Source organism: Leptothoe sp. LEGE 181152 (assembly GCF_032906605.1).
Classification (GTDB): domain Bacteria; phylum Cyanobacteriota; class Cyanobacteriia; order Phormidesmidales; family Phormidesmidaceae; genus Leptothoe; species Leptothoe turfae.
The window spans coordinates 166,339-187,298 of record NZ_JASATU010000006.1 but is presented as its reverse complement, the minus strand read 5'-3'; the positions used below and the strand labels follow the sequence as shown (position 1 = coordinate 187,298).

Annotated in this window: 20 protein-coding genes; 12 read left to right on the top strand and 8 right to left on the bottom strand. The window is 48.3% G+C overall.

The window, feature by feature from the left end:
* Positions 1–47: 47 nt before the first annotated feature.
* The 3 genes from QGP82_RS04055 to yccX all read left to right on the top strand — a co-directional run bounded on the left by QGP82_RS04055 (position 48) and on the right by yccX (position 3,231).
* On the top strand, positions 48–1,814 hold the full coding sequence (locus tag QGP82_RS04055) for an Rqc2 family fibronectin-binding protein (RefSeq protein WP_499057200.1): 1,767 nt from the start codon (positions 48–50) through the stop codon (positions 1,812–1,814).
* Complete coding sequence (gene dusA / locus QGP82_RS04050; protein ID WP_499057198.1) at positions 1,814–2,839, top strand: tRNA dihydrouridine(20/20a) synthase DusA; 1,026 nt, start codon at positions 1,814–1,816, stop codon at positions 2,837–2,839. The genes QGP82_RS04055 and dusA overlap by 1 nt, the downstream gene beginning before the upstream one ends.
* A gap of 119 nt (positions 2,840–2,958) precedes the next feature.
* Positions 2,959–3,231 (top strand): acylphosphatase, encoded by a 273-nt coding sequence (gene yccX / locus QGP82_RS04045; protein ID WP_499057196.1) that lies wholly within the window; start codon positions 2,959–2,961, stop codon positions 3,229–3,231.
* A 39-nt stretch (positions 3,232–3,270) separates the two neighbouring features.
* Here the strand turns inward: yccX and QGP82_RS04040 are convergent, their stop codons facing one another.
* Both QGP82_RS04040 and QGP82_RS04035 read right to left on the bottom strand, forming a co-directional pair.
* Entirely contained in the window at positions 3,271–3,867 is a 597-nt protein-coding gene (locus QGP82_RS04040) for a hypothetical protein (RefSeq protein ID WP_499057194.1), read from the bottom strand.
* Between the two features lie 214 nt (positions 3,868–4,081).
* Entirely contained in the window at positions 4,082–4,642 is a 561-nt protein-coding gene (locus QGP82_RS04035; protein WP_499057192.1) for a hypothetical protein, read from the bottom strand.
* A gap of 538 nt (positions 4,643–5,180) precedes the next feature.
* Here QGP82_RS04035 and QGP82_RS04030 point away from each other — a divergent pair.
* The 7 genes from QGP82_RS04030 (at position 5,181) to QGP82_RS04000 (ending at position 13,423) form a co-directional block, all read left to right on the top strand.
* Complete coding sequence (locus QGP82_RS04030) at positions 5,181–5,306, top strand: NAD(P)H-hydrate epimerase (protein ID WP_499057279.1); 126 nt, start codon at positions 5,181–5,183, stop codon at positions 5,304–5,306.
* 153 nt (positions 5,307–5,459) lie between these two features.
* Positions 5,460–6,191: a hypothetical protein gene (locus tag QGP82_RS04025; RefSeq protein ID WP_163661363.1), complete on the top strand. Its 732-nt coding sequence runs from the start codon at positions 5,460–5,462 to the stop codon at positions 6,189–6,191.
* 58 nt (positions 6,192–6,249) lie between these two features.
* Complete coding sequence (locus QGP82_RS04020; protein WP_499057189.1) at positions 6,250–8,202, top strand: thiamine pyrophosphate-binding protein; 1,953 nt, start codon at positions 6,250–6,252, stop codon at positions 8,200–8,202.
* Positions 8,203–8,300: 98 nt separating this feature from the next.
* The gene (locus tag QGP82_RS04015; protein ID WP_163703142.1) at positions 8,301–9,059 is read left to right on the top strand and encodes a flavodoxin family protein; all 759 of its coding nucleotides are present in this window, start codon (positions 8,301–8,303) and stop codon (positions 9,057–9,059) included.
* 286 nt (positions 9,060–9,345) lie between these two features.
* Positions 9,346–10,653 carry an efflux RND transporter periplasmic adaptor subunit gene (locus QGP82_RS04010; RefSeq protein WP_499057186.1) on the top strand — a complete coding sequence of 436 codons (1,308 nt, stop codon included), beginning with the start codon at positions 9,346–9,348 and terminating at the stop codon, positions 10,651–10,653.
* Between the two features lie 5 nt (positions 10,654–10,658).
* Positions 10,659–11,843, top strand: a complete 1,185-nt coding sequence (locus QGP82_RS04005) for an ABC transporter permease (RefSeq protein WP_499057183.1) — start codon at positions 10,659–10,661, stop codon at positions 11,841–11,843.
* A complete protein-coding gene (locus tag QGP82_RS04000) occupies positions 11,843–13,423 on the top strand; it encodes a TolC family protein (protein ID WP_163661353.1) in 1,581 nt (526 codons plus the stop codon). The genes QGP82_RS04005 and QGP82_RS04000 overlap by 1 nt, the downstream gene beginning before the upstream one ends.
* Before the next feature lie 40 nt (positions 13,424–13,463).
* Here QGP82_RS04000 and QGP82_RS03995 read toward each other — a convergent pair whose 3' ends face one another.
* Complete coding sequence (locus QGP82_RS03995) at positions 13,464–13,613, bottom strand: hypothetical protein (RefSeq protein WP_163661351.1); 150 nt, start codon at positions 13,611–13,613, stop codon at positions 13,464–13,466.
* Between the two features lie 783 nt (positions 13,614–14,396).
* Between QGP82_RS03995 and pgr5 the strand changes: the two genes are divergently transcribed.
* Complete coding sequence (gene pgr5 / locus QGP82_RS03990; RefSeq protein WP_163661349.1) at positions 14,397–14,594, top strand: cyclic electron transport protein PGR5; 198 nt, start codon at positions 14,397–14,399, stop codon at positions 14,592–14,594.
* 257 nt (positions 14,595–14,851) lie between these two features.
* On the opposite strand, the gene QGP82_RS03985 is transcribed toward pgr5, so the two are convergent.
* The 3 genes from QGP82_RS03985 to QGP82_RS03975 form a co-directional block, all read right to left on the bottom strand.
* Complete coding sequence (locus QGP82_RS03985) at positions 14,852–15,013, bottom strand: hypothetical protein (RefSeq protein ID WP_163661347.1); 162 nt, start codon at positions 15,011–15,013, stop codon at positions 14,852–14,854.
* 521 nt (positions 15,014–15,534) lie between these two features.
* Entirely contained in the window at positions 15,535–15,900 is a 366-nt protein-coding gene (locus QGP82_RS03980) for an Alr5209 family pentapeptide repeat protein (RefSeq protein ID WP_490795796.1), read from the bottom strand.
* A 9-nt stretch (positions 15,901–15,909) separates the two neighbouring features.
* Positions 15,910–16,569, bottom strand: a complete 660-nt coding sequence (locus tag QGP82_RS03975) for an alternative oxidase (protein WP_499057181.1) — start codon at positions 16,567–16,569, stop codon at positions 15,910–15,912.
* Positions 16,570–17,264: 695 nt separating this feature from the next.
* On the opposite strand from QGP82_RS03975, the gene acs reads away from it, so the two are divergent.
* On the top strand, positions 17,265–19,250 hold the full coding sequence (gene acs / locus QGP82_RS03970) for an acetate--CoA ligase (protein WP_163703135.1): 1,986 nt from the start codon (positions 17,265–17,267) through the stop codon (positions 19,248–19,250).
* 159 nt (positions 19,251–19,409) lie between these two features.
* On the opposite strand, the gene QGP82_RS03965 is transcribed toward acs, so the two are convergent.
* Positions 19,410–19,634 carry a hypothetical protein gene (locus QGP82_RS03965; protein ID WP_163661341.1) on the bottom strand — a complete coding sequence of 75 codons (225 nt, stop codon included), beginning with the start codon at positions 19,632–19,634 and terminating at the stop codon, positions 19,410–19,412.
* Positions 19,635–19,736: 102 nt separating this feature from the next.
* Positions 19,737–20,786 (bottom strand): hypothetical protein, encoded by a 1,050-nt coding sequence (locus QGP82_RS03960; protein ID WP_499057178.1) that lies wholly within the window; start codon positions 20,784–20,786, stop codon positions 19,737–19,739.
* Positions 20,787–20,960 lie beyond the last annotated feature (174 nt).

The following is a 20,960-nucleotide window of genomic DNA, read 5'->3' as shown; positions in this document are numbered from 1 at the left end:
TAAATCTTTCAAAAATATCCAAATTTGCTGATAACAGAGGATAAAGAGTGCAACCGGTTGATATAACAACCCTTAGAGCCATTTGTAGTGAATTGTCTTCCGAATGGTTGCCTGCTCGCTGTGAACAAGTTGTGCAACGAGATCGTAATACTGTTTGTCTTGGACTGCGGACATTTAATCGACGTGGATGGCTGACAATTTCTTGGCATCCTCAGGCGGCGCGTATCCACATTGGGATGGCTCCTCCAAAACGGCCTGACACCTTTACCTTTAGTCAGCAACTGAAACATCAGTTCAGTGGACTTGCCTTAACGAAGATTAATTTTCTTGCCCCTTGGGAGCGTGCTGTTGATCTGCAATTCGCTCGGCGTCCTGATGAGCCTGCAGAATGGCATCTCTATGTGGAAATTATGGGTAAGTACAGCAATGTTTTGTTGACCAATGCCCATCAGGAAATTGTGACCGCTGCACACCAGGTGAATGAGCAGCAATCAAGTGTTCGCACTATCCGCACAGGGGGGCGATACAAGCCACCGCCGGCCATTGTGGGGACGTTGCCCCGTTTAGACGAGCCATGCACTGACTGGCAAGAACGGATTGGCCTGGTGCCTGGCAAGCTCAGCAAAATGATGGTGAAAAGCTATAGCGGTCTAAGTACAGCGTTAGCAAAACAACTAAGCCGAGCAGCTGGTCTAGACCCAAATCAAACCACCGATAGTTTGACAACTGATGATTGGCAGCAACTCTATTTGCAATGGCAACGCTGGCTTCAATGTCTAGGGAAAAATGACTTTCAACCAGCCCATGCCGATCAGGGGTACACGGTGTTGGGCTGGACGCAATCATCACCAGGGTTTTCTGGTTCTATCCAACAGCTGTTAGATGATTACTACACGACGCAGCTCAACCAGCAGACATTTACGCAGGTCCATCACCAACTCACTCAAAAGATAAAAGGTCTGACGAAAAAACTGCGGCAGAAAGCGGTTAATTTCCATCAGCGGCTAGATGATTCTGACCAGGCCGAGGGCCATCGTGTGCAGGCAGATCTGCTGATGGCTTATCTGCATGAGTGGCGACCGGGCATGACATCAATCCAACTTCAGGATTTTGACTCGGGCAAACCCGTTATTCTGGCACTAAACCCCGAAAAAACTGCGGTGCAAAATGCCCAAGCATTATATAAGCGACATCAAAAATTAAAGCGCACCCGTCAGGCCGTCATGCCTTTGCTCGCAGAGGTAGAAACGGAGCTGCATTATCTTGAACAGGTAGAAGCCGCCCTCAGTCAAACCCCTCGATACACCATGACTGACGATCTCGCCGCCCTTGAAGAAATTCGAGATGAGTTGGTGCAACAGGACTATATAGCCGATCCGCACCAACGCCAATGGAAACAACAGGGACGGGGACGGGAAGAGAAACTGCCCAATTTCTATAGATGCCAAACTCCTAGCGGGACTGAAATATGGGTGGGACGCAACAATAACCAAAATGAGGCTTTGTCATTTAAAGCGGCCAATGACTATGATCTATGGCTACATACTCAAGAGATTCCGGGTAGCCATGTGTTGCTGCGTTTAGAGCCTGGTGCTGAAGCCAGTGATGAAGACCTGGGCATGGCAGCCAATATTGCGGCCTGGTTTAGTCGAGCCCGTCAGTCGGAGCAGGTGCCGGTGGTTTACACCAAACCCAAACATGTTTATAAACCTAAAGGCGCTCGCCCAGGCATGGTGATTTATAAGCATGAACACGTGCTTTGGGGCCAGCCGCAAAAGGCAAAAGCGTATTTGGAAAAGCAGGGAGATGAGTGATGAGTTTTGACCCACCGTCCCAACGTCTGCACCCTCTCAGTGTGGCTCCCATGATGGACCGCACGGATCGTCATTTTCGCTATTTCATGCGGCAGATTACGCAAAAAACGCTGCTATATACCGAGATGATTACGGCTCAGGCGATTCTCCATGGCGATCGCACCAAGCTTCTGGGGTTCGATCCCCTCGAAAAACCCCTTGCTTTGCAGATTGGGGGCGATGACCCTCAGCTTTTGGCCAAGTGTGCGCAGATTGCTGAAGATCTGGGGTATGACGAGGTCAACCTGAATGTGGGCTGCCCTAGCAATCGGGTGCAAAGTGGTAACTTTGGGGCCTGTTTAATGTCGCAGCCAGAGTTGGTGGCGGATTGTGTCGCGGCGATGCAGGCTGTGGTCGATATTCCGGTGACGGTGAAGCACCGCATTGGCATTGATGATTGCGATCGCTACGAAGACATGGTCAGATTTGTGACCACCGTAATGGCAGCAGGCTGTCATCGCTTTACCGTCCATGCCCGTAAAGCATGGCTCCAGGGACTGAGCCCCAAAGACAACCGCACGATTCCCCCCCTACGCTATGACGATGTTTACCGTCTTAAGCAAGAGCATCCCGAATTGTGGATTGAAATCAATGGCGGTATCAAAACCCTAGAAGAGGCTGACACCCATCTACAGCAAGTGGATGCTGTGATGATTGGTCGCGCTGCCTACGATACCCCTTACCTATTTGCCGTTGCCGATCGAGATATTTATGCAGCCAATGCTCCCTTGACTCGCCATCAAATAGTGACTGCCATGCTGCCCTATATTGCTCGCTGGACTGAACAGGGCACAAAGCTACATTCCATTACCCGCCATATGCTACAGCTCTTCCATGGTCAGCCAGGCAGTCGGGCTTGGAAACGACACTTAACTGACCATAGCTGTCGTGCTGGTGCAGGTGTGGATGTGGTCAAAGAAGCCGCTGCGCAAGTTGTAGAGGCAATGAGTAAAAATACCTATAACACCATGCTTTTGTCAACGTAAATGTCCTAGATATAGACAAAAACAAATACCTTGGTGACAAAAATTTTAGCTCTTAATAAAACTTAAAAAAGTATTACGATTTGATACAAAATGGGGGCATAAATTAGTTCACCCCTTAGATGTCACGAGTAAAGATTACGGTTTATGGACGGGTGCAAGGTGTGGGCTTTCGTTATCACACACGCCAAAAAGCACAAGAATTAAAGTTGACAGGCTATGTCACCAATAAGCCTGACCATACGGTAGAAATTGTGGCGGATGGTTCTGATGAGCAATTAAATGCCTTGATTGAATGGGCAAAAAAAGGGCCTGAACGAGCTAGCGTCAGGCAGCTTGAAGTGGAAGAATGTTTGCCCATCAATCGTTTTGATGAATTTGTTATCGAGTCTTGATAGGAAGTGCTCGGTAACGTCTTGACTGCTTCTTAGCGGTTACAGCAGCGTGAATACCATGACTAGGCCGATGGTTGCCATGAAGGTCAGGATAAAAATGTCACGTCTCAAGGTGCCACTGCTAGTTCTGTGAAAGTGACTGCGATCGCTGAGAGTGGCTGCAGCAGCAATGCCACCATCAGGATATCCAAGGGCATAGCCATTCGGATTCTGGGTTGGAAACACCGGTATGGTGGTCGGGTAGCTAACATAGGCAGGCTGTTGAGGGGCCAGTTTGGACTCCTCTAACGGCACAAACATGGATTCTCGGATAACCAGGTCAATTTCGTAACTGTTCCAGCCTTTCTCCCGCAGGACTGAGGCCGCCGCATCGGGACCACGATTTAAAAAATCCAGATCCGATTGACTCGATTCAGCATGCTCAGAACGCAAAGAGTTAATCGGTGGCCCAAACACCTGTTGTAGCTCGTCCAGTTCCCTGGATTGGGCTTGGATCGTTTCAAATTGCTGGTGGCTGATGTCAATGTTCTTTAAGACTGCATTGATCTGCTCACAGGACCAGCCGTCTCTACACAATGTACGAGCGGCTCTAATATCGATTGCTTGCTCTAAGGCATCATGCTGAACGTGTTTCATATACCCCTAGATTCTTCAGCTACATAGCTAGGTAGATACGCTGGTCTGAGTCGAGAGCCCTTCTTCGACGGTGTATGCCTGCTATGGGTTAATTAGCAGGGTAGCTATATCCAAACCTCAAACTAATCAGGTTTTAAATATGCCTCCCTATGACTACATATAAATGACTGGTTCAGAGAACAGTAGTTCCACCTAAAATGACCTTTGAGAAACTTCATAGCACGTGAAGGATTAATGAAACTCCTATAAAAATTAGTCCTCCCAGCCAAACCAAGAGGGTGAAGGCTTTGAGTGTGGTCGCCGCAGCGTTTCTACGGGGGGACGGGTGGGGCGGGGTGAGCCGTGGGCGATGACTACGGTGATTTTCGACCTGGAGGTCGTGGAGGAGGGCAAAACCGATGTCGTCTAAGGGGGGGATTGCGGGTTTTAGCACACTGCGAATCTGCTCAAGATGCCAACCATGGTGACTCAAAATAGAAGCGGCTTCTTCCACACCTCGGTTCATTACCAGCAGAGTTGGCCTCTGGTGAATATTGATTTTTGTAACGTTAATTTCGGTTGACCGGCTCAATTTAGGTGGGGGACCAAATTTACGCTGTAGCTTTTCTAACGTGGTTGCTTGCTCCTGAATTCTCTGAAAATTTTCCACACTGATACAACCATTTTTGAGAACGCCGTTGATTTCAACTAGCATCCATCCTGCTCTACATAATGAGTGGGCCGCCCGTACATTTAAGTCTTGTCTAGACAAGTCATAGCGGTAAAAATCTTCCATGGGAGCAAGTTCGACTGAAGATAGAAGATATCCACACCGTGGATCACGCTACAGTCCGACGAGGTTACTGGATAAAGGTATCAATGATTTTCACGTCATCTAACGACCTTAAGAATTAATCAAGGGTGTTGGCTGTTAAGGGCAGGACGTATGGAACCCAGGGAAAGGTTGCACTATATACCTACCTAGTGGCGACGGAGCCAACTTTTAATTGGGGCGTTCCATAGAAGCTGTCTATGGAATTGAAGAATAAAAACAGCTTGCAGGTAGAAATAAGCCTTTGTAAGATTTGGTCATCACGTTATTCGTGGGCTAGCGATTTTAGAATCATGAATCAGCCAGTTTCTGAGATGAGAGATTGCACTATACCAATGGAGATGTTCACCATGGGGCTGAAATTTTTATAGATAGAGGCTTAGAGGTGCCTGCTATTACAACAGAAAAAATGATTGCAGTTGCTCCCATGGCTGTTGAAGCAACGGATTCTCATCTGTTGTCAATGATGAAAAATGCAGGTTGAAACCTTTCTCCATAGGCGATTTCATGTCTGAAAGAACAATGGCGACAGACCCAGATTGTTGTTTTAGTGGGTAGGGGTGGAAGTGGCGATGATGGCATTTGTGCCGCCAAGCATTTAGCTAGTCGGGGAAGCCATGGGACATAATGTCTCTCCATTTGAGGAGCCTTGTTGTATTTGCCTGATGGCTAGCAATTCATGTGTCTAAAAGTAAATTTAGGTAAGTAATGTCATGCCAGTGCTGCCCTTTGTATCACTATTGTCAAAAGAACGCTCATTTTTTAGAGTTAGAGACCTATTATGACTGGACCAGGGTTTGCGTTAGCGGTTGGCCTAGCATTTATTCATGCGTTTGTTTCTAAATTAAATATTTTTTCCTTCATTCCTGAATTTCGCTGGATGTCCTTTGCGGGCGGAGTATCTATTGGCTATGTCTTTTTGGAGGTTTTTCCCGAGTTAAGTCATGCTCAAGAGACGATAACGCACTCTAATATTCCATGGGTTGCGTATGTGGAAAATCATGTTTATATACTGGCGCTGTTGGGTTTGTTGGTGTTTTATGGGTTAGATATTTTGGCGCTTAAATCTCGCCTGCATAACAAAACTAAGAACAACCAAGACAGCACCCAGAATCCTGTTTTCTGGATTCACATTGCGGCGTTTGCGATTCTCAATATGGTTGTTGGTTACTTACTGCAAGAACTGGCTAACCACACACTGCTGCAATGTCTATTATTTTTTGCCGCCATCGCCCTGCACTTTTATATTATTGACCATGGCTTACGGGAGCATCATCAGGCTCCTTATGACAAATATGGTCGTTGGCTGCTGACAGCTGCAATTATGGTGGGTGCGATCGCAGGCCGCTCCCTCCACCTCAGTGAAGCCGGAATTCTAGCTGTTTGGTCCTTCCTGGCTGGCAGCATCATTCTCAACATTTTGAAACGAGAGCTGCCCGACGAAAAACAAAGCTGTTTCTTTTCCTTTGCCACGGGGACAGCGCTTTACACAACTTTATTGTTGCTTGTTTAGGGAGTTCTCATAAACACTTGCAATAATCTCCCTGCTCGAAGATTTTAGGAGAACGACCATGCCTGATGTCACAACACAGTGGTATCGCGTTCTAGATCTAGATGAGTTACCTGAAGGCCGAGTTAAAACCGTTGTAGCTGGTCATAAAAGCCTGGCCCTCACCCACTACCAGGGCCAATATGGTGCTTTAGACAACCGCTGTCCTCACCAGGGTGGTCCACTGGGTGAAGGCTCCATTGAGAATGGTCTGTTGCGTTGTCCCTGGCATGGCTGGGACTATTGCCCGTTAACGGGGGCACCACCTGGCGCTTTGGAAGTGGATGATGCCTTAGCAACCTTTCCCGTAGATGTGCGTTCAGATGGTGTGTATGTGGGGTTAGACATTGAACAGCCCCACATTCGTACCGTTAGCGATGTAATGGTAGAAACCATGGTGAACTGGGGCGTGACCCATGTGTTTGGCATGGTGGGCCATTCTAATTTGGGTCTGGCAGATGCCATGCGTCGCCAAGAAACTCAGGGAAATCTCAGTTATATCGGTATTCGCCATGAAGGGGCAGCGGCGTTTGCAGCTTCGGCCTATGCCAAACTAACGGGCAAACCTGCCGCCTGTTTAACCATTGCGGGTCCTGGTGCAACAAATTTACTGACGGGTATGTGGGATGCCAAGGTTGATCGTGCGCCCGTATTGGCCCTAACCGGGCAGGTCAATACCCAAGTGTTGGGCACTGGCAATTTTCAGGAGTGTGATCTATCAGCGGCTTTTAGTGGCGTTGCGGCCTGGAGTCATACAGTTCTAAGCAATAGCAGACACGCTGAGCTGATGACCCTGGCCATTAAGCATGCTCTGCTCAAGCGGGATGTCTCCCATCTGATTTTCCCTGATGAGATTCAGGTGCAGACAGCGGTCGATGTGCCTGCCTCAGATCCCATTGGTCGGATGACTCCGTTACACATTGCGCCACCACCGGAGTCGTTGCAAAAGGCCATGGATACATTGCAAAAATCTCGTCGACCGGTGATTATTGTTGGCCACGGTGCCCGTTTTAATATGGCTGCGGTCATTGAGTTAGCAGAAACGTTAGGGGCTCCAATTCTGACCACGTTCAAAGGCAAAGGATTAATTTCCGATCACCATCCTTTAGGTTGTGGTGTTTTGGGACGTAGTGGAACCCCCATTGCCAGCTGGTTTATGAATGAAGCGGATGTTCTGCTTGTCTTGGGAGCCTCGTTCTCAAATCATACGGGTATCTATCCTGGTAAGCCGATTATTCAGGTGGATTTTGACCCGCTGGCCCTGGGTAAGTTCCATGCGGTGGAGGTGCCTGTGTGGGGTGAAATTAGTGTTGTTGTGGCGCAGTTGCAGGCGGCGTTGGTCGGAAACGTGGAGACGGAGGATCAGCGATCGCAAATTGCAGACCGCTGGGCCATCTGGCGAGCCGAAAAAGCCCGCCGCGAAGCCGACGACCGTGGACAAGGAGTTAATTCTGCCAGTGTTTTTGCTGCCATGACCCGCCATGTGCCCGCCAATGCCGTCATTGCCGTGGATGTGGGCAACAACACCTATTCCTTTGGCCGTTATTTTGAATGTCAGGCCCAGTCTGTCTTGATGTCTGGCTATCTCGGCTCGATTGGGTTTGCCTTCCCGGCAGCCATGGGGGCTTGGGCAGCCGCAGGTCAGGAGCGACCGATTGTGTCAGTCTCTGGCGATGGTGGTTTAGGTCAATATCTCGCTGAGTTCACCACCGCTGTGAAATATGGCATGAACATTACTCACATTTTGCTCAACAATTCTCAGCTTGGCAAAATCTCTAAAGAACAGCGTGCTGGAGAGTGGGATGTGTGGCAAACGTCACTCCATAATCCTGATTTTTCAAAATATGCCGAAAACTGTGGTGGTTTGGGTATTCGGGTCACTCAAAAGGAGGAACTGGATGAGGCAATTACTCGCGCCCTTGCCTATCAGGGACCCGCCCTGGTGGAGATTATTGCAGATCCAGAGTTGATTTAGGCGCTTGCGCTTAAAGATATCACCCCATTCCCCCATCACTCATCCATCCACCCATCCACAACACCAAGCCCACTCTAGTTGACTCAAAACTTTAAACCATGACAGAACAACTTTCTAAAATTACCCAGCATCAATGTGAAAATGCGCCTGCAAAGTATGATGACCTGAAGGCCTTATTCCTCAATTGCACCCTCAATCGTACGCCAGTGCTTTCCCACACTCGCGGAGTGATCAACATTGCCAAAGAGATTTTTGAAGCCAATGGTGTGCAAACCAAAGTGATTCGTCCCGTTGATTACGAGATTCCGGCGGGTTTAGGCTTAGATATGTCTGAAACCCCCGAATGGGATAAAGATGACTGGCCTCAGTTGCAAAAACAGATCGATGAGACTGATATTTTGGTGTTGTGTACTTCAGTGTGGCTAGGAGAAAAAAGCTCTGTGTGTAACCGTGTTTTGGAACGGATGTATGGCTACACTCACCTGCTGAATGAGAAAGGCCAGTACCGTGACTATGGCAAAGTGGGGGCCACATTGATCACAGGCAATGAGGATGGTGTAAAACACTGTGCGATGAATATTCTGTTCTCACTGTCTCACATTGGCTATACAATTCCTCCCCAGGCTGATGCTGGTTGGCTCGGTGAAGTGGGGCCTGGACCGTCGTATTTAGATCCAGGTTCCGGCGGCCCCAATAACGATTTTACGAATCGGAACACCACGTTTTTGGCCTGGAACTGTATGCACCTGGCACGCATGCTTAAGGATCATGGCGGGATTCCAGGCCATGGTAATCAGCCTGATGCTTGGGATGCTGGATGTAAGACGGACTTTAAGAACCCCGAGCACAAGGTGTAGGTTGGGTTGTCATACGCCGAAACCCTTGCCTCTGAACCAATTTTTTATGAACCCAACAATGCCAGCACCCATTGTTCTCGTTTTTTGTGGGCGTTGGGTGATCGGTAATGTTGGGTTCATAAGGGTTTTGAATAGTCTGAGAGCTTTTGGTGTGGGGTAACCCAACCTACGTTAATACCCTGTATGTTTCTGAAACTCTGCTCATCAATGGACACTTCACGGTCAATCTTTGTAAGATTTGATGCAAGGGACATCATGGGCATTTGCCGTTTGGGTATCAGGAACTATGACAGATGCTAGATCTCCAGAGCAGCCTGGAGAAACCTTGCTCACGGCGGTGGAGCCGTTGAGCGCTAATCCTCGCTCATTAAGGTATCGTGCGATCTCAATCTGGTTGTTGGGCTTTGCTGCCTTAGCGGGGGCAACTACCTGGGGCTATATGCGTTATCGGGCTCCTAGCTCAGAGCCGATTGCCGTTCCCCTGCATACGGTGGAACGCTCGACGGTGGAGCTAACGGTCACCTCTGGTGGCACCCTGGCTTTGGGAGGTCAGCAGACGCTGAAATCGCCGCAAAATGAAGCGACCGTTGAGCAGGTGCTGGTGGAGGTGCGCACCCTGGTGGAAACTGGTCAGCCGTTGCTGATTTTGCGCGATCGCAGCAACGAGCGAGAGGTGCGATCGCAACAGGTCGAAATCCAAAAAATCCAGCTGGACCTGAATCGTAATCAAGAAAAAGTAGCCGAAGTCGAGCAGCGAGTCACTGCTGCGATAGAGCAATACCAAGAGTCTCAGGAGTTAGCAGCTCAAGGATTTATTTCAGAAGATGAGGTGCGCGAAGATGAAAACGCCTTAGATCGAGTCCGTTCCGAACTCAAAGATGCCCAACTGACTGTCATCAAGTCTGAGTTAGACCTCAAGACAGCTGCTGAAACCCTGGATTTGCTAGAACAGCAGTTTAATGATCGAGTGATTACGTCACCGATTGATGGGGTTGTGCTTGAAGTGCAAGTGAGTGCTGGTGAAGCCATTGCCACTGATAAGAGCCTGCTGACGCTGGGGGACCCCAATCAAGAGATTGTTAACCTACAGCTATCTACCTTGGATGCCGCCAAAGTTAGCCTTAATCAACCTGCTAGAATTCGTGCCATTGGCCCGGATGCGCAAGACTTTGACGGACGGGTGGTGGCTTTAGCACCCCAGGCCCTATCGGCGAGTAACGGTGGTAGTTCTCAAGAAGGGCAAGCCAGGGTGACCGCCAAAGTAAAACTAGACAGTGCCAGTCAGGCATTGATTCCTGGCAGTTTTGTCAGTGTTGACATCATTACAGAGCAACAAAAAAATGTGCTGGTGGTTCCCCCTGAAGCGATCCAGCGCGATCAGGGCGAGCCATTTGTTTGGATTAGAAATCAGCGGGGTAATGCGATCCAACAGCCCATTGAACTGGGGCTACAAGGGTTAGATTTAGTGGCGGTAACAGAGGGGTTGAGCGTAGGCGATCAAATTGCCCTGGTCCCCCCTACCATGACCGTTACGCCTGGCATGCCCCTTAGTGAGTCTCCTGCACTCCCTATCCCTGAAGAATTTAACCAATAATTGTCATGGGACTTCCCTTACCAGATCTATTGTTTATGACCTGGCGCTCCCTGACCAATCAGTGGCTGCGCTCTGGTCTGACGACATTTGGCGTGTTTATGGGGGTGGGTGCGGTCAGTGCCACCCTCAATATTCAAACCATTACCCGTGAACAAATTGATCTCAAACTAGCCCAGCGTGATCGACCATTTGTTAGTCCCTGGGTCTATGCCAGGAATGGCCCCCAACCTGAGTTGGATGAAGCCTTTCAAAAGGCGCTTACCAACTCAATTACTGAAATTCGCTCCGTTAGCTCTATTAGCAACGTTTACAACATTAACAATGTTCAATACGAAGCCAATGAAGCCGAAGTGGATGCCCGCAGTGTTTCCCTTAACTATTTAGATACCACAGGGCGACAGATGTTGCAGGGACGGTTTTTTGATCCAGGAGATGTGGAACAGTATCGCCCTGTGGCCATCATCGACGAACAGTTGGCAGTGGGCCTATTTCAGGAGAAATCACCTTTAAATAAGGCTGTTTATGCCAATGGTAATCGCTTTATCGTGATTGGTGTGATGGAGTCCAAATCTAACTCTGAATGGGGCACAGGGGGGGAGTTGTGGATGACTGAGACCTTTGCAACTGTTTTGTCTGGGGGATATCGTTGGGATTCATTGCAAATTAGCTCCCACTCCTTGACTCAAATTGGCGATCTTAGCGAAGCGGTCGAAGCTTTTTTGCAACAGAGTTTTCCCCAGGCCGAGGTTCATGTTTGGAGTAATGCGGATGATTTGTTAGAAGACTTAGAAGTGCAAAAAATTGCCTCAGCTGCCCTCACTGCGGTGGGTCTAATTGCCCTGGTCATTGGCGGCGTGGGCATTGCCAATATTACAGTTGCTGCCGTGCTAGAGCGGACCAAAGAAATTGGTATTCGTCGAGCCATTGGCGCATCTAAGTTAGAGGTGATGAGTCAGTTCATTTTAGAGGCGGTGATATTAAGCCTGCTAGGGGGGGCGGTAGCTGTTGCCACGGTCCACGGTCTGACCCAAGCGGCCACAACGATTGTCATAGAGGCTCCCTATCGATTCTCATCTCGTAATGCTGCCTTATCCATGGGGGCAGCGGTGGTCGTTGGTGTGGGTGCTAGCTTTATCCCGGCTTTGCGCGCTACCCAAGTTGATATTGTTAAAGCCCTGCGGAGTGACTGATGCGATTTCAAAATCAGCTACACATCTTTTTTATGGCCAGTGCTTTAGCAACATCAATGCTTCAGCCAGCAATTGCGCAACCGGTTGCGCAACTGCCTGAGCTACCGCCCACACCAAATTCCCAGTCTGAACGGGAATCTGACTCATCTCCGAGTATTGATCCGAGTACTGAGTCTCCCTCGGCCCCATTATTGGCCCCCTCTGAGACGCAGAATAACTCTGCCCAGACTTTGGCATTAACCCAGTCAGACGTTGTTACGCTGTTACTGCAAAACAATCGTGACCTGAGAAATGCTGCCTTAGAGCGGATTGCCCAACAACAAGATCTACGAGAAGCGGAGAGTATCTTTACCCCAGATTTAACACCAACCTTAAGCCTGGGCCTGAGCGATCGTACGGCTGATACAACCGAAATTACCCGTGAAGCTCGTCTGGGGGGAGAGCTGCTGACCCCCTTGGGAACGACGCTGGAGGTAACGGTTGATTTGATTGAGGATCAAGAGGTGGATTTAACGGTGACTCAGCCGCTGTTGCGGGGGGCTGGGCGAGCGGTTAACACATCCTCTGTAAAAATTGCCCGTTTACAAGAAACTAGTAATCAGCTTGATCTGCAACAGCGACTAATTACAGACATTACTGGCGGCATCAACACTTACCATGCGTTAATTCGCGCTCAAGCCAGTCTACAGATTCAACAGCTATCTTTTGAGACTCAGCAACAACAGCGCCGTTCAATCGAGGCATTGGTAGAAGCAGGACGGAGAGCCCGATTTGAGTTAGTGGAAATTGATGCCAACTTGGCAGCTACTGAAACTAATGTTTTAGAAGCTGAAAATGCGCTACAACAGGCGAAATCGGATCTCTTAAATCTGCTAGATTTGGACGACTCGCTGGAAATTACAATTCCAGAAGAAGCTTTGACCATATTGAGTACGGTTGCTGAAGATTCTGAGGTTCCGCCCTTAGAGGAGCTGGTGGAGATTGCTTACGGGAATCGACCAGACTATCGCCAGGCTCAGCTAGATTTAGAAATTGCTGAGATCAATGGTGTGGTAGCTACTGACAATCGCCGCTGGAATTTAGATTTACGCGCCAATGCCAGCACAAGAGAATTTTCGGAAGCATCAACAGAGTTAGTATTGACGCGACTGTTGGAAGATGAATCAACGGAAACTGCTCTGCTGCGTAACCGGGTATCGCAACAACAGTTACAAAATGATCTGGATCGACTTGAGTCTGATATTCAACTTGATGTTGCAGACCAGCTACGAGATGTAGAATCTGCCCGCAATCGCATTGAGGTAACACGTCTAGCTCGGGAACTGGCTGAGCAGCGTTTAGAAAATGCCCGAGCCCGAGCACGCCGGGGTCGCACTCGGGACATTTTTGAAGTATTGGAGCTGCAAAATGATCTGGTCGAGGCGCAAAACAGTGAGGTCACTGCTGCCATTGACTTTGCAGATGCGATCGCATCCCTCAATCAATCCCTTGGCACCACCCTTGATGTCTGGTCTGTGCAAGTTGAGGAGAGTCAGTTGCTAATGGTGCCAGAGAGCTTAGAGTCTGATGAAGATGAATAGAGAGATGTTCTAGGTTGCGATCGCGTCTAAACTGAGCTGCTTAGAACAGCATACGCAAACCCATAACAGTCACAGCACTCAGAATCATCAGGATTGCCAACACCATATCCTGACTGCGTTGCTGCTCAGAAGCATCCATCTTGGCAGAATACACAGCGACTTTAACGTGGTCTTGATGATAATTACGCATCTTGATTTTCCTTGAGTCGTTAGGAGCTGGTTGCCCTAATTGCATGGCGGGCAATACCGATTATTAGAAACCCTGAAATGAGCCAATGATATGGAAAGCCCTAAAGCTGCATCAGACTAATATTTCAGGAAATGTTTCTAAATATTAGTATTGCATAAACAAATGTAAACAAATGTAATAAAGGCTGTCCTTTGACCCATCCTCGGCCTTGAAACAAAAGCAATGGACTGGATGCTTAAAACTATTAAGAGAATGTTACGTTTTGATTTTCAATAATTTGCAGTAGTAGATTCTCTGGTTGGCCATAGGCCATGCGACCCATAGCCAGTAATCACACTCTACGATTTTGCCCCGTGGTTTGGCTTAGTGCCACCACCCTTATTAGAGGAGGAGTGAGCGTCCGCTGGTCGGATGTCGGTTGCTTTAAGCCCAAGAGCCTTCGTCAAAGTCCGGATGGTGCAGTAAAGGTAACTCCTGCCAAGATGCAGCTTATGGTGCTAGTCATGCTTCGTTAATGGCACATCAATGGAGTTTCCCTATGGAATTTCTCAGTACATCTTAGGCAAGCCTTTTGAGCGGCTGGCTATGTGCTGACGTTAAGACTTATAGCTCTGGAATAACTCAGATAAGAAAAATAAATGCAATAGTTTGTAACGTTATTGTTACATTGCGTTACTATTGTTTACAAGGGTTGCAAAGCGTTACTGCTAACCAACGTTGTCCAATCTCTTCGGGTAATGCTTTTTAGACCCTTCTCACACACTTAGTTTCGAGGAGCCCATCATGTTTGCACCTATCGTAATTCTGCTTCGTAATCAGTTTGGCAAGCGTGAATTTAATCAAATGCGCGGAAAGGTCATTGCCCTACATTCGAAAGTGATTACAACGGTTTGTAATTGGTTCGGTATTGATCGCACAGAGCGTCAGAATCTGATTCGTGTAGCACGTGACAATGGTAAGAGACTTGGATTTTTGGCGTAAGAACTTGAATTTCATAGCATTCAGCCTGTTTCCTGACTAGTGGCTGACTGCATATATTATCTTTCCTCTCTCCAGAGATACAATACAGTCTGGCCTCTATCGTTTATGGTAGAGGCTTTTCATCGTTAGAGAGTTTAACTGTTTGGTACACCATAGCTAACAGCCCCTGACAGTGATGCCAGGGGCTGTTTTTGTCCTAAGAAGGTGACTTCTGAACAGTCGTTTTGAGTGAATTTCACCAATCTAGAAACAGGAGTCTAAGACTTTTTATTAGATTGTTTGCGAATGATGATGATGTCACCATCCTGATATTCAAAATCTTTTGAACCCTTTTTCTTAGAGGATTTGCCAGCGCCAGCACCTTGAGCCATGAGGAACAGTAATACGAATGGCAATGAAATGAAGAGAATCGGGGACATTACGTTATCTCCTAAAAAACATTGGCAGACATGAGACAGTAATCTGAAGCATCAGGGTAATGGCACCCTGAGTAGGCGCATATCATGGGTTCAATTACTCTAGAGAAAAAATGAAGGTGTTGATTTTCACTCCCTGTGATACCTGATGTAGTACGCAGTCAAAAGTGATGATTACTTAGCAGACAGTTGTTTGATTGGCCTAGATATTTAATCAAAAATACGGAAAATTTATGACTGAGTCCGTATTGCTTACAAAAGCATTGTATGTTTTCGCACCTATCCTTGCGTTACCCTTATGGGTACTTTTCCGTTAAAGATACGTAACATTTACCTTTTGGTTTGTGTGTTCTCTATCCATAACCGTGACTTGTTTGATGCAGGCTGACCATATTCGACGGAATCAAACCATCTTTCATTCTCTTCATATGATGCCAACAACAGTACCCCCACTCCGCTGTTTCCTTCTCAAGGGACAACAGAGTGGGGGTAAGAGAGAGCTATAAGCGCTAGGTTACGTTTCCTCAGGATTCCACTGAAGACATTTGTGCTCCTGTGGGGTCAAAGTTGCTAGGAAATTGTGTGGTTCCTGCTATATAGTCTGCATCTTTGAGATTAGCCTTGTCTAATCTGGCTTCCCTAAGATCGGTGCCTATCAGCATAGCACCGCGTAAGTCGGCATTATGCAAATCGACCTTGCTGAGGGTGGCATAGCTAAGGTCAACACCGCGCAGATTGGCTTGACTGAGGTCAACGTTGCTCAAGTCGCTGTAGCTAAGATCCGAACCCTTGAGGTCCACTTGGCTAAGATTCACATTAGCCAGAGATAGACCTGAGAACGCTCTTTGACCGCGACTGTAGTTTTGAAGTAAGGCAGTAGCTTGAGACATAATGCACACCTATTTAGCTGCAAAGGCTGGAGTATGAGGGCTCTGGAGTGTTAGCTGAGCATCGGGCTGCTGGCAAGCGGCCATTGTTTTGACATGCTCCATTTCATCGTCACGGATGGCGACGAACACATCGTAAAGATTTTTAATTTGGGGACGGCGCTCTGTAGGGGGATGAGAAGTTTGGAACTCATCGAACATGTAGAGATCCCCATCACGATAGTAGCTGATGGCTACTTGAGGAGCGGGTTCTTGCTTGAGAGTAGCTTCATTCGACTGTAGGAACTTGTCATAGCTAGCATAGGCATGCTCTTCGACTAATTCCATGAAGTGATAAGCCGCACGCGGATTAATGGCGTAGATGGCAACAATAATCCAGTAATAGAGCAGGGCTACATGGCGAGCCAGAAAACGATCAACCCATTGTTGGCTGCCACCCAGCTCTTCCATGATGAGCAGGTGATGCAGCTCATTCCAAGATTCAGCAAAGTGGACTTTTAGCCAGTCGACTTTCCGCCACCAGCCTAAGGTTTCATAAAGATGCAGGACAGATAGGTAGGAAAAATAGGGAACACGGGCAACGGTTTCTAAAACGTAAAAGCGTGGGTAGGGTCGATTTTTGTAGACTGTGTTGATAACAAAAACAAGAATGCCTACTAGAGCTTTAATCATGAGGTGTTCTCCAAGAGGTTAGAGAAAGAACTTTGTTGTTGGTACCTGATTGGTTGAGGTGAGGTGCATCAGTTGCCGTGAATTAGGCAGGCTGCAAACTTACTTCTGTCTCAAATAATCTAGCGATTTCTAGGATTAATGGTGGTGTTTCTTGATATCTAGTAATAGACAACATATGTGTTGTTAAACATGTTGTTAAACGTGTTATGAGGTTGTTAAACATGTTGTTAAGTTGTTAAACATGTTGTTAAAATACTGAAGTAGTTTGCAATCTAATTGCCTTGTTTTTGAAGGGGGAGAGAATTTGTCTGTTGAATGTTGCTGGTGTGATGCCTGATGACAGGTATTTTATGCAGTCCGAATTGTTGGGATGGATGCTGCTTCCCTAAAAACCCTCCTGGGGTTGCTTGGTATGAGTCCTCTCCATCAGATGGGTGTACAGCCAGGGAGCCGTTTGAGTCAATCAGTGCTACTTGACTACTGAAGCTACATACGCTCTATCCCTTTCGCCAACATCTTGAATGTGATGCTTGCCGTAGACTTCGTTACGGATAATTTACATTTTCCAACCAAAATGAATTCTGCGTGCCATTACATCGAAAAATATTGAGAAACATAGACGGTTTTGGCCTGGCTGCGTCTGCAACCTATAGCCTTCAAAGAACCGCATATAGAAACGCTAGTTAAGACGACCTATGGCACAATCCCCTAACTCACAGCCTGCTATCGAATCAATTTTGCACGAGCAGCGACTGTTTGAGCCGCCCGCTGAGTTTGCGGCAGCGGCAACTGTTTCTGGCGCTGATCAGTATCAAGCTCTCTACGATAAGGCGGCGGCTGATCCTGCTGCATTCTGGGCTGAACTCGCTGAGCAGGAACTGAATTGGTTCCAGAAATGGGATACCGTTCTTGACTGGCAGCCCCCCTTTGCCAAGTGGTTTGTCGGTGGCAAAATCAATATTTCCTATAACTGTCTAGATCGACATCTCGATACCCATCGCCGGGATAAGCCAGCCATTGTATGGGAAGGGGAACCTGGCGATTCTCGTACCCTCACCTATGCTGAGCTCCACGTTGAAGTGTGCCAAATGGCTAATGTGCTCAAAGGCATGGGTGTAGCCAAGGGGGACCGGGTGGGCATTTATATGCCAATGATTCCTGAGGCAGCTGTGGCAATGCTAGCCTGTGCCCGTATTGGTGCTGCTCACACCGTTGTCTTTGGTGGCTTTAGTTCTGAAGCCCTACGGGATCGTCTCAATGATGCTGAGGCCAAGGTCGTCATTACTGCTGACGGTGGTTTCCGCAAAGATAAGGCAATGCCGCTGAAGCCTGCTGTAGACGCAGCCTTAGCAGAGAACGCTGTGCCCACCGTAACCAACGTGCTGGTGGTGCAGCGCACAAAGCAGGCTGTGGATTGGACTGACGGCCGCGATGTGTGGTGGCACGATGTGAAGCCCGGTGCTGCCACTGAGTGTGTTGCTGAGCCGATGGACAGTGAAGATCTGTTGTTTATTCTCTACACCAGCGGTACCACGGGTAAGCCGAAGGGGGTGGTGCACACGACGGGTGGCTACAACCTTTATACCCACATGACCTTTAAGTGGGCCTTTGACATCAAGGAGGATGATGTCTACTGGTGTACGGCTGATGTGGGCTGGATTACAGGCCACAGCTACATTGTGTACGGTCCTCTGTCCAACGGTGCCACCAGTGTGATGTATGAAGGTGCACCCCGTGCGTCTAATCCAGGTTGTTTCTGGGATGTGGTGCAGAAGTATAAAGTGACTATTTTCTACACAGCTCCCACGGCCATTCGTGCCTTTCTGAAGATGGGGGACCAACACCCCAATGCTCGTGACCTATCTTCTCTACGGATTCTTGGGACTGTGGGTGAGCCCATCAACCCAGAAGCGTGGATGTGGTACCACAGGGTCATTGGCGGCGAGAAGTGCCCAATTATTGATACCTGGTGGCAGACTGAGACCGGTGGCTTTATGATTACGCCGTTGCCTGGCGCGATCGCAACCAAGCCCGGTTCAGCCACCAAGCCGTTCCCCGGTATTTTGGCCGATATTGTTGATGCCGAAGGCAACCCTGTTGGTGCCAACGCAGGGGGATACTTAGTGGTCAAGCATCCCTGGCCTAGTATGATGCGTACGGTTTACGGAGATGATGCCCGCTTCCGCCGCACCTACTGGGAGCACATTCCCCCCAAGGATGGTAAGTATGTCTATTTTGCTGGTGACGGTGCCCGTAAGGATGAAGACGGTTATTTTTGGATCATGGGTCGTACCGATGATGTACTCAATGTGTCGGGACACCGCCTGGGCACCATGGAAATTGAGTCGGCGCTAGTCTCTCACCCCGCTGTGGCAGAAGCCGCTGTGGTGGGTCGCAGGGATGAGATCAAAGGTGAAGATGTCTTTGCCTTTGTGATTTTGGAAGGCACACACAGTGCCAGTGATGAGTTGAAGGCTGAGCTGAAGCAGCATGTGGTGAAGGAGATCGGTGCGATCGCAAGACCCGGCGAAATTCGATTTGCAGACGGTTTACCCAAGACCCGCTCTGGTAAAATCATCCGTCGCTTCCTGCGTAACCTGGCCAGTGGCGAAGATCTAGTCGGTGATGCCACCACCATGGAAGACCAAGGCGTCCTAGAGAAGCTGCGGACTGGAGCATAAACCAAGCGCTGAATGGGTGTTTTTCATCCTTCACTATAGATAAACAAGATAAACAGGCAGTGGATCTAGGCTGAATGTCGCTCCGCTGCCTGTTTACTATGACTCTAAAGCTGTGCATCTGAAGCCGTGCATCTAAAGCCGTGAGGCCATGCCAATTATTTACTCTCGTTCCATCAGTCGCGGATCAAAATCGCTGCTATCCATCGCTTCTGCGGGTCCGCCAATGTCTTCTATGGCCTGGGTCCAAGCCTCTAATCGGGCTGCTTGACTCAGGGCGATGTGATACGGCAAGGGACGAAAGGACTTCAACCTGTCGGCTGTTCTCTGTACCTTGGGGCGTTGATCCAGCACTGGGCGAGCAGGCTGTGGTTTGGGACGATCCATAAATGCTGATGTACGTAAGAATGATTCCATTCTAAAGGGGCTTTTCTGTGGTGTAGTGTGGTTAACCACCTTAAAAACCGTACTTTAGGCGATGTCAGCCGTTTAATTGTAGCGATGACTGTAATTAAAATTGAGTAAAACATCTTCGTAATCTAGTTCCAAAAATCGGTCTAAAGGCATGTAAAGCCAGCGTAACGAAGAATCTGGATCTCCTTTAGTCATGCGGAAACCGAGGGTGAGGGCAAAGTCTTCTGACAGGGGGTGAATGGCAATGGTGTAAATGTCACTCAGATTGGGAAAATCATCGCGAATTTTGCGTAAGGTGATTTGAGAGTCTTTAATAAATTCACAGGCCGTCTCATAGGTCCACACATTTATCTCAATTTGCCAGCTACGCACAAACACTGTGTAGCAATCAGGATCGCCTTTGGTTGCCACTGTGATGGGATCGTCTTCTCTCATATCCAGCCGACTCAGGTGTAAGCTGCGACTAGGAGAGAGATCAAACTTCTCTTCTGAATCGGGATGGGCCGGTAAGAATGCAGCGAACCCTACCGGTTCTTTGGTAGACATCCGTCGTAAGACCCGCAGGCCATCAGGATATTGCCGAGACCATTGGCGTATGCCTTTCTTGATATTGTGCAACATTGATTCAGGTCTTTCAGGATCATAGCTATAGACCTGTTCTAGAATATTGGCAACAAGGGTGGCATCATTGCGAGGATCAAAAGCATCCGGATAGAATGTGTCATCTGCTTTCTCCTCCGGTAGCTCAAAACTTTGAGGAATATTTAAGCTCAGTCGTGTAGCAACACCGTCGGATTCGCCCCGTCTCAGAAGATTTTTAGAAGCGAGCTTGTCTAACATTTGTCCAGCAGCTCGCGGTGTTCCCTGGTTTTGGGTATAAAACAAATCTGCTGCATCGCTGTGGGAGCAGTAAAAACTACTAATCTGACGGTTGAGGGTGCTTATGGGCGCATAGTCCATGCCCCGTTGTTGCAGATAGCCGTAGCCCCACAGCCGCACAAAATAGGTTGCTTGCCTCAAGGTTATTTTTAAACCTGGCTGATGCACGATGTGTTCGATGTATTGGGTTTGTATATCAAGGGGGAACCAATCCTCAACATTGTTTGGTTTTAGCTCCTGATCCATGGTGATGCCGCTCCTATAAGCCATGAATGTCCTACGGGGCATGGGATGTCGTAACCTTGCTTCACCCCTGCTTCACCCTGCTTGATGCTAGCTCATGCTCCTCTGGGGTGCCACCCTATTCTTGATCAAAAAACATGTCCTTAACCATGACTTCTGCAGGGTTAAGGCGGCGGC

Bases quoted from the DNA above. Each gene is read 5' to 3' on its own strand.
- QGP82_RS04010 (WP_499057186.1), top strand. From the start codon at position 9,346: ATGACAGATGCTAGATCTCCAGAGCAGCCTGGAGAAACCTTGCTCACG.
- QGP82_RS04035 (WP_499057192.1), bottom strand. From the start codon at position 4,642: ATGGAAGATTTTTACCGCTATGACTTGTCTAGACAAGACTTAAATGTA.
- QGP82_RS03980 (WP_490795796.1), bottom strand. From the start codon at position 15,900: ATGTCTCAAGCTACTGCCTTACTTCAAAACTACAGTCGCGGTCAAAGA.
- yccX (WP_499057196.1), top strand. From the start codon at position 2,959: ATGTCACGAGTAAAGATTACGGTTTATGGACGGGTGCAAGGTGTGGGC.
- QGP82_RS03995 (WP_163661351.1), bottom strand. From the start codon at position 13,613: ATGCGTAATTATCATCAAGACCACGTTAAAGTCGCTGTGTATTCTGCC.
- pgr5 (WP_163661349.1), top strand. From the start codon at position 14,397: ATGTTTGCACCTATCGTAATTCTGCTTCGTAATCAGTTTGGCAAGCGT.
- QGP82_RS04020 (WP_499057189.1), top strand. From the start codon at position 6,250: ATGCCTGATGTCACAACACAGTGGTATCGCGTTCTAGATCTAGATGAG.
- QGP82_RS03960 (WP_499057178.1), bottom strand. From the start codon at position 20,786: ATGGATCAGGAGCTAAAACCAAACAATGTTGAGGATTGGTTCCCCCTT.
- acs (WP_163703135.1), top strand. From the start codon at position 17,265: ATGGCACAATCCCCTAACTCACAGCCTGCTATCGAATCAATTTTGCAC.
- QGP82_RS04025 (WP_163661363.1), top strand. From the start codon at position 5,460: ATGACTGGACCAGGGTTTGCGTTAGCGGTTGGCCTAGCATTTATTCAT.
- QGP82_RS04015 (WP_163703142.1), top strand. From the start codon at position 8,301: ATGACAGAACAACTTTCTAAAATTACCCAGCATCAATGTGAAAATGCG.
- QGP82_RS03985 (WP_163661347.1), bottom strand. From the start codon at position 15,013: ATGTCCCCGATTCTCTTCATTTCATTGCCATTCGTATTACTGTTCCTC.
- QGP82_RS03965 (WP_163661341.1), bottom strand. From the start codon at position 19,634: ATGGATCGTCCCAAACCACAGCCTGCTCGCCCAGTGCTGGATCAACGC.
- QGP82_RS04005 (WP_499057183.1), top strand. From the start codon at position 10,659: ATGGGACTTCCCTTACCAGATCTATTGTTTATGACCTGGCGCTCCCTG.
- QGP82_RS03975 (WP_499057181.1), bottom strand. From the start codon at position 16,569: ATGATTAAAGCTCTAGTAGGCATTCTTGTTTTTGTTATCAACACAGTC.
- QGP82_RS04040 (WP_499057194.1), bottom strand. From the start codon at position 3,867: ATGAAACACGTTCAGCATGATGCCTTAGAGCAAGCAATCGATATTAGA.
- dusA (WP_499057198.1), top strand. From the start codon at position 1,814: ATGAGTTTTGACCCACCGTCCCAACGTCTGCACCCTCTCAGTGTGGCT.
- QGP82_RS04000 (WP_163661353.1), top strand. From the start codon at position 11,843: ATGCGATTTCAAAATCAGCTACACATCTTTTTTATGGCCAGTGCTTTA.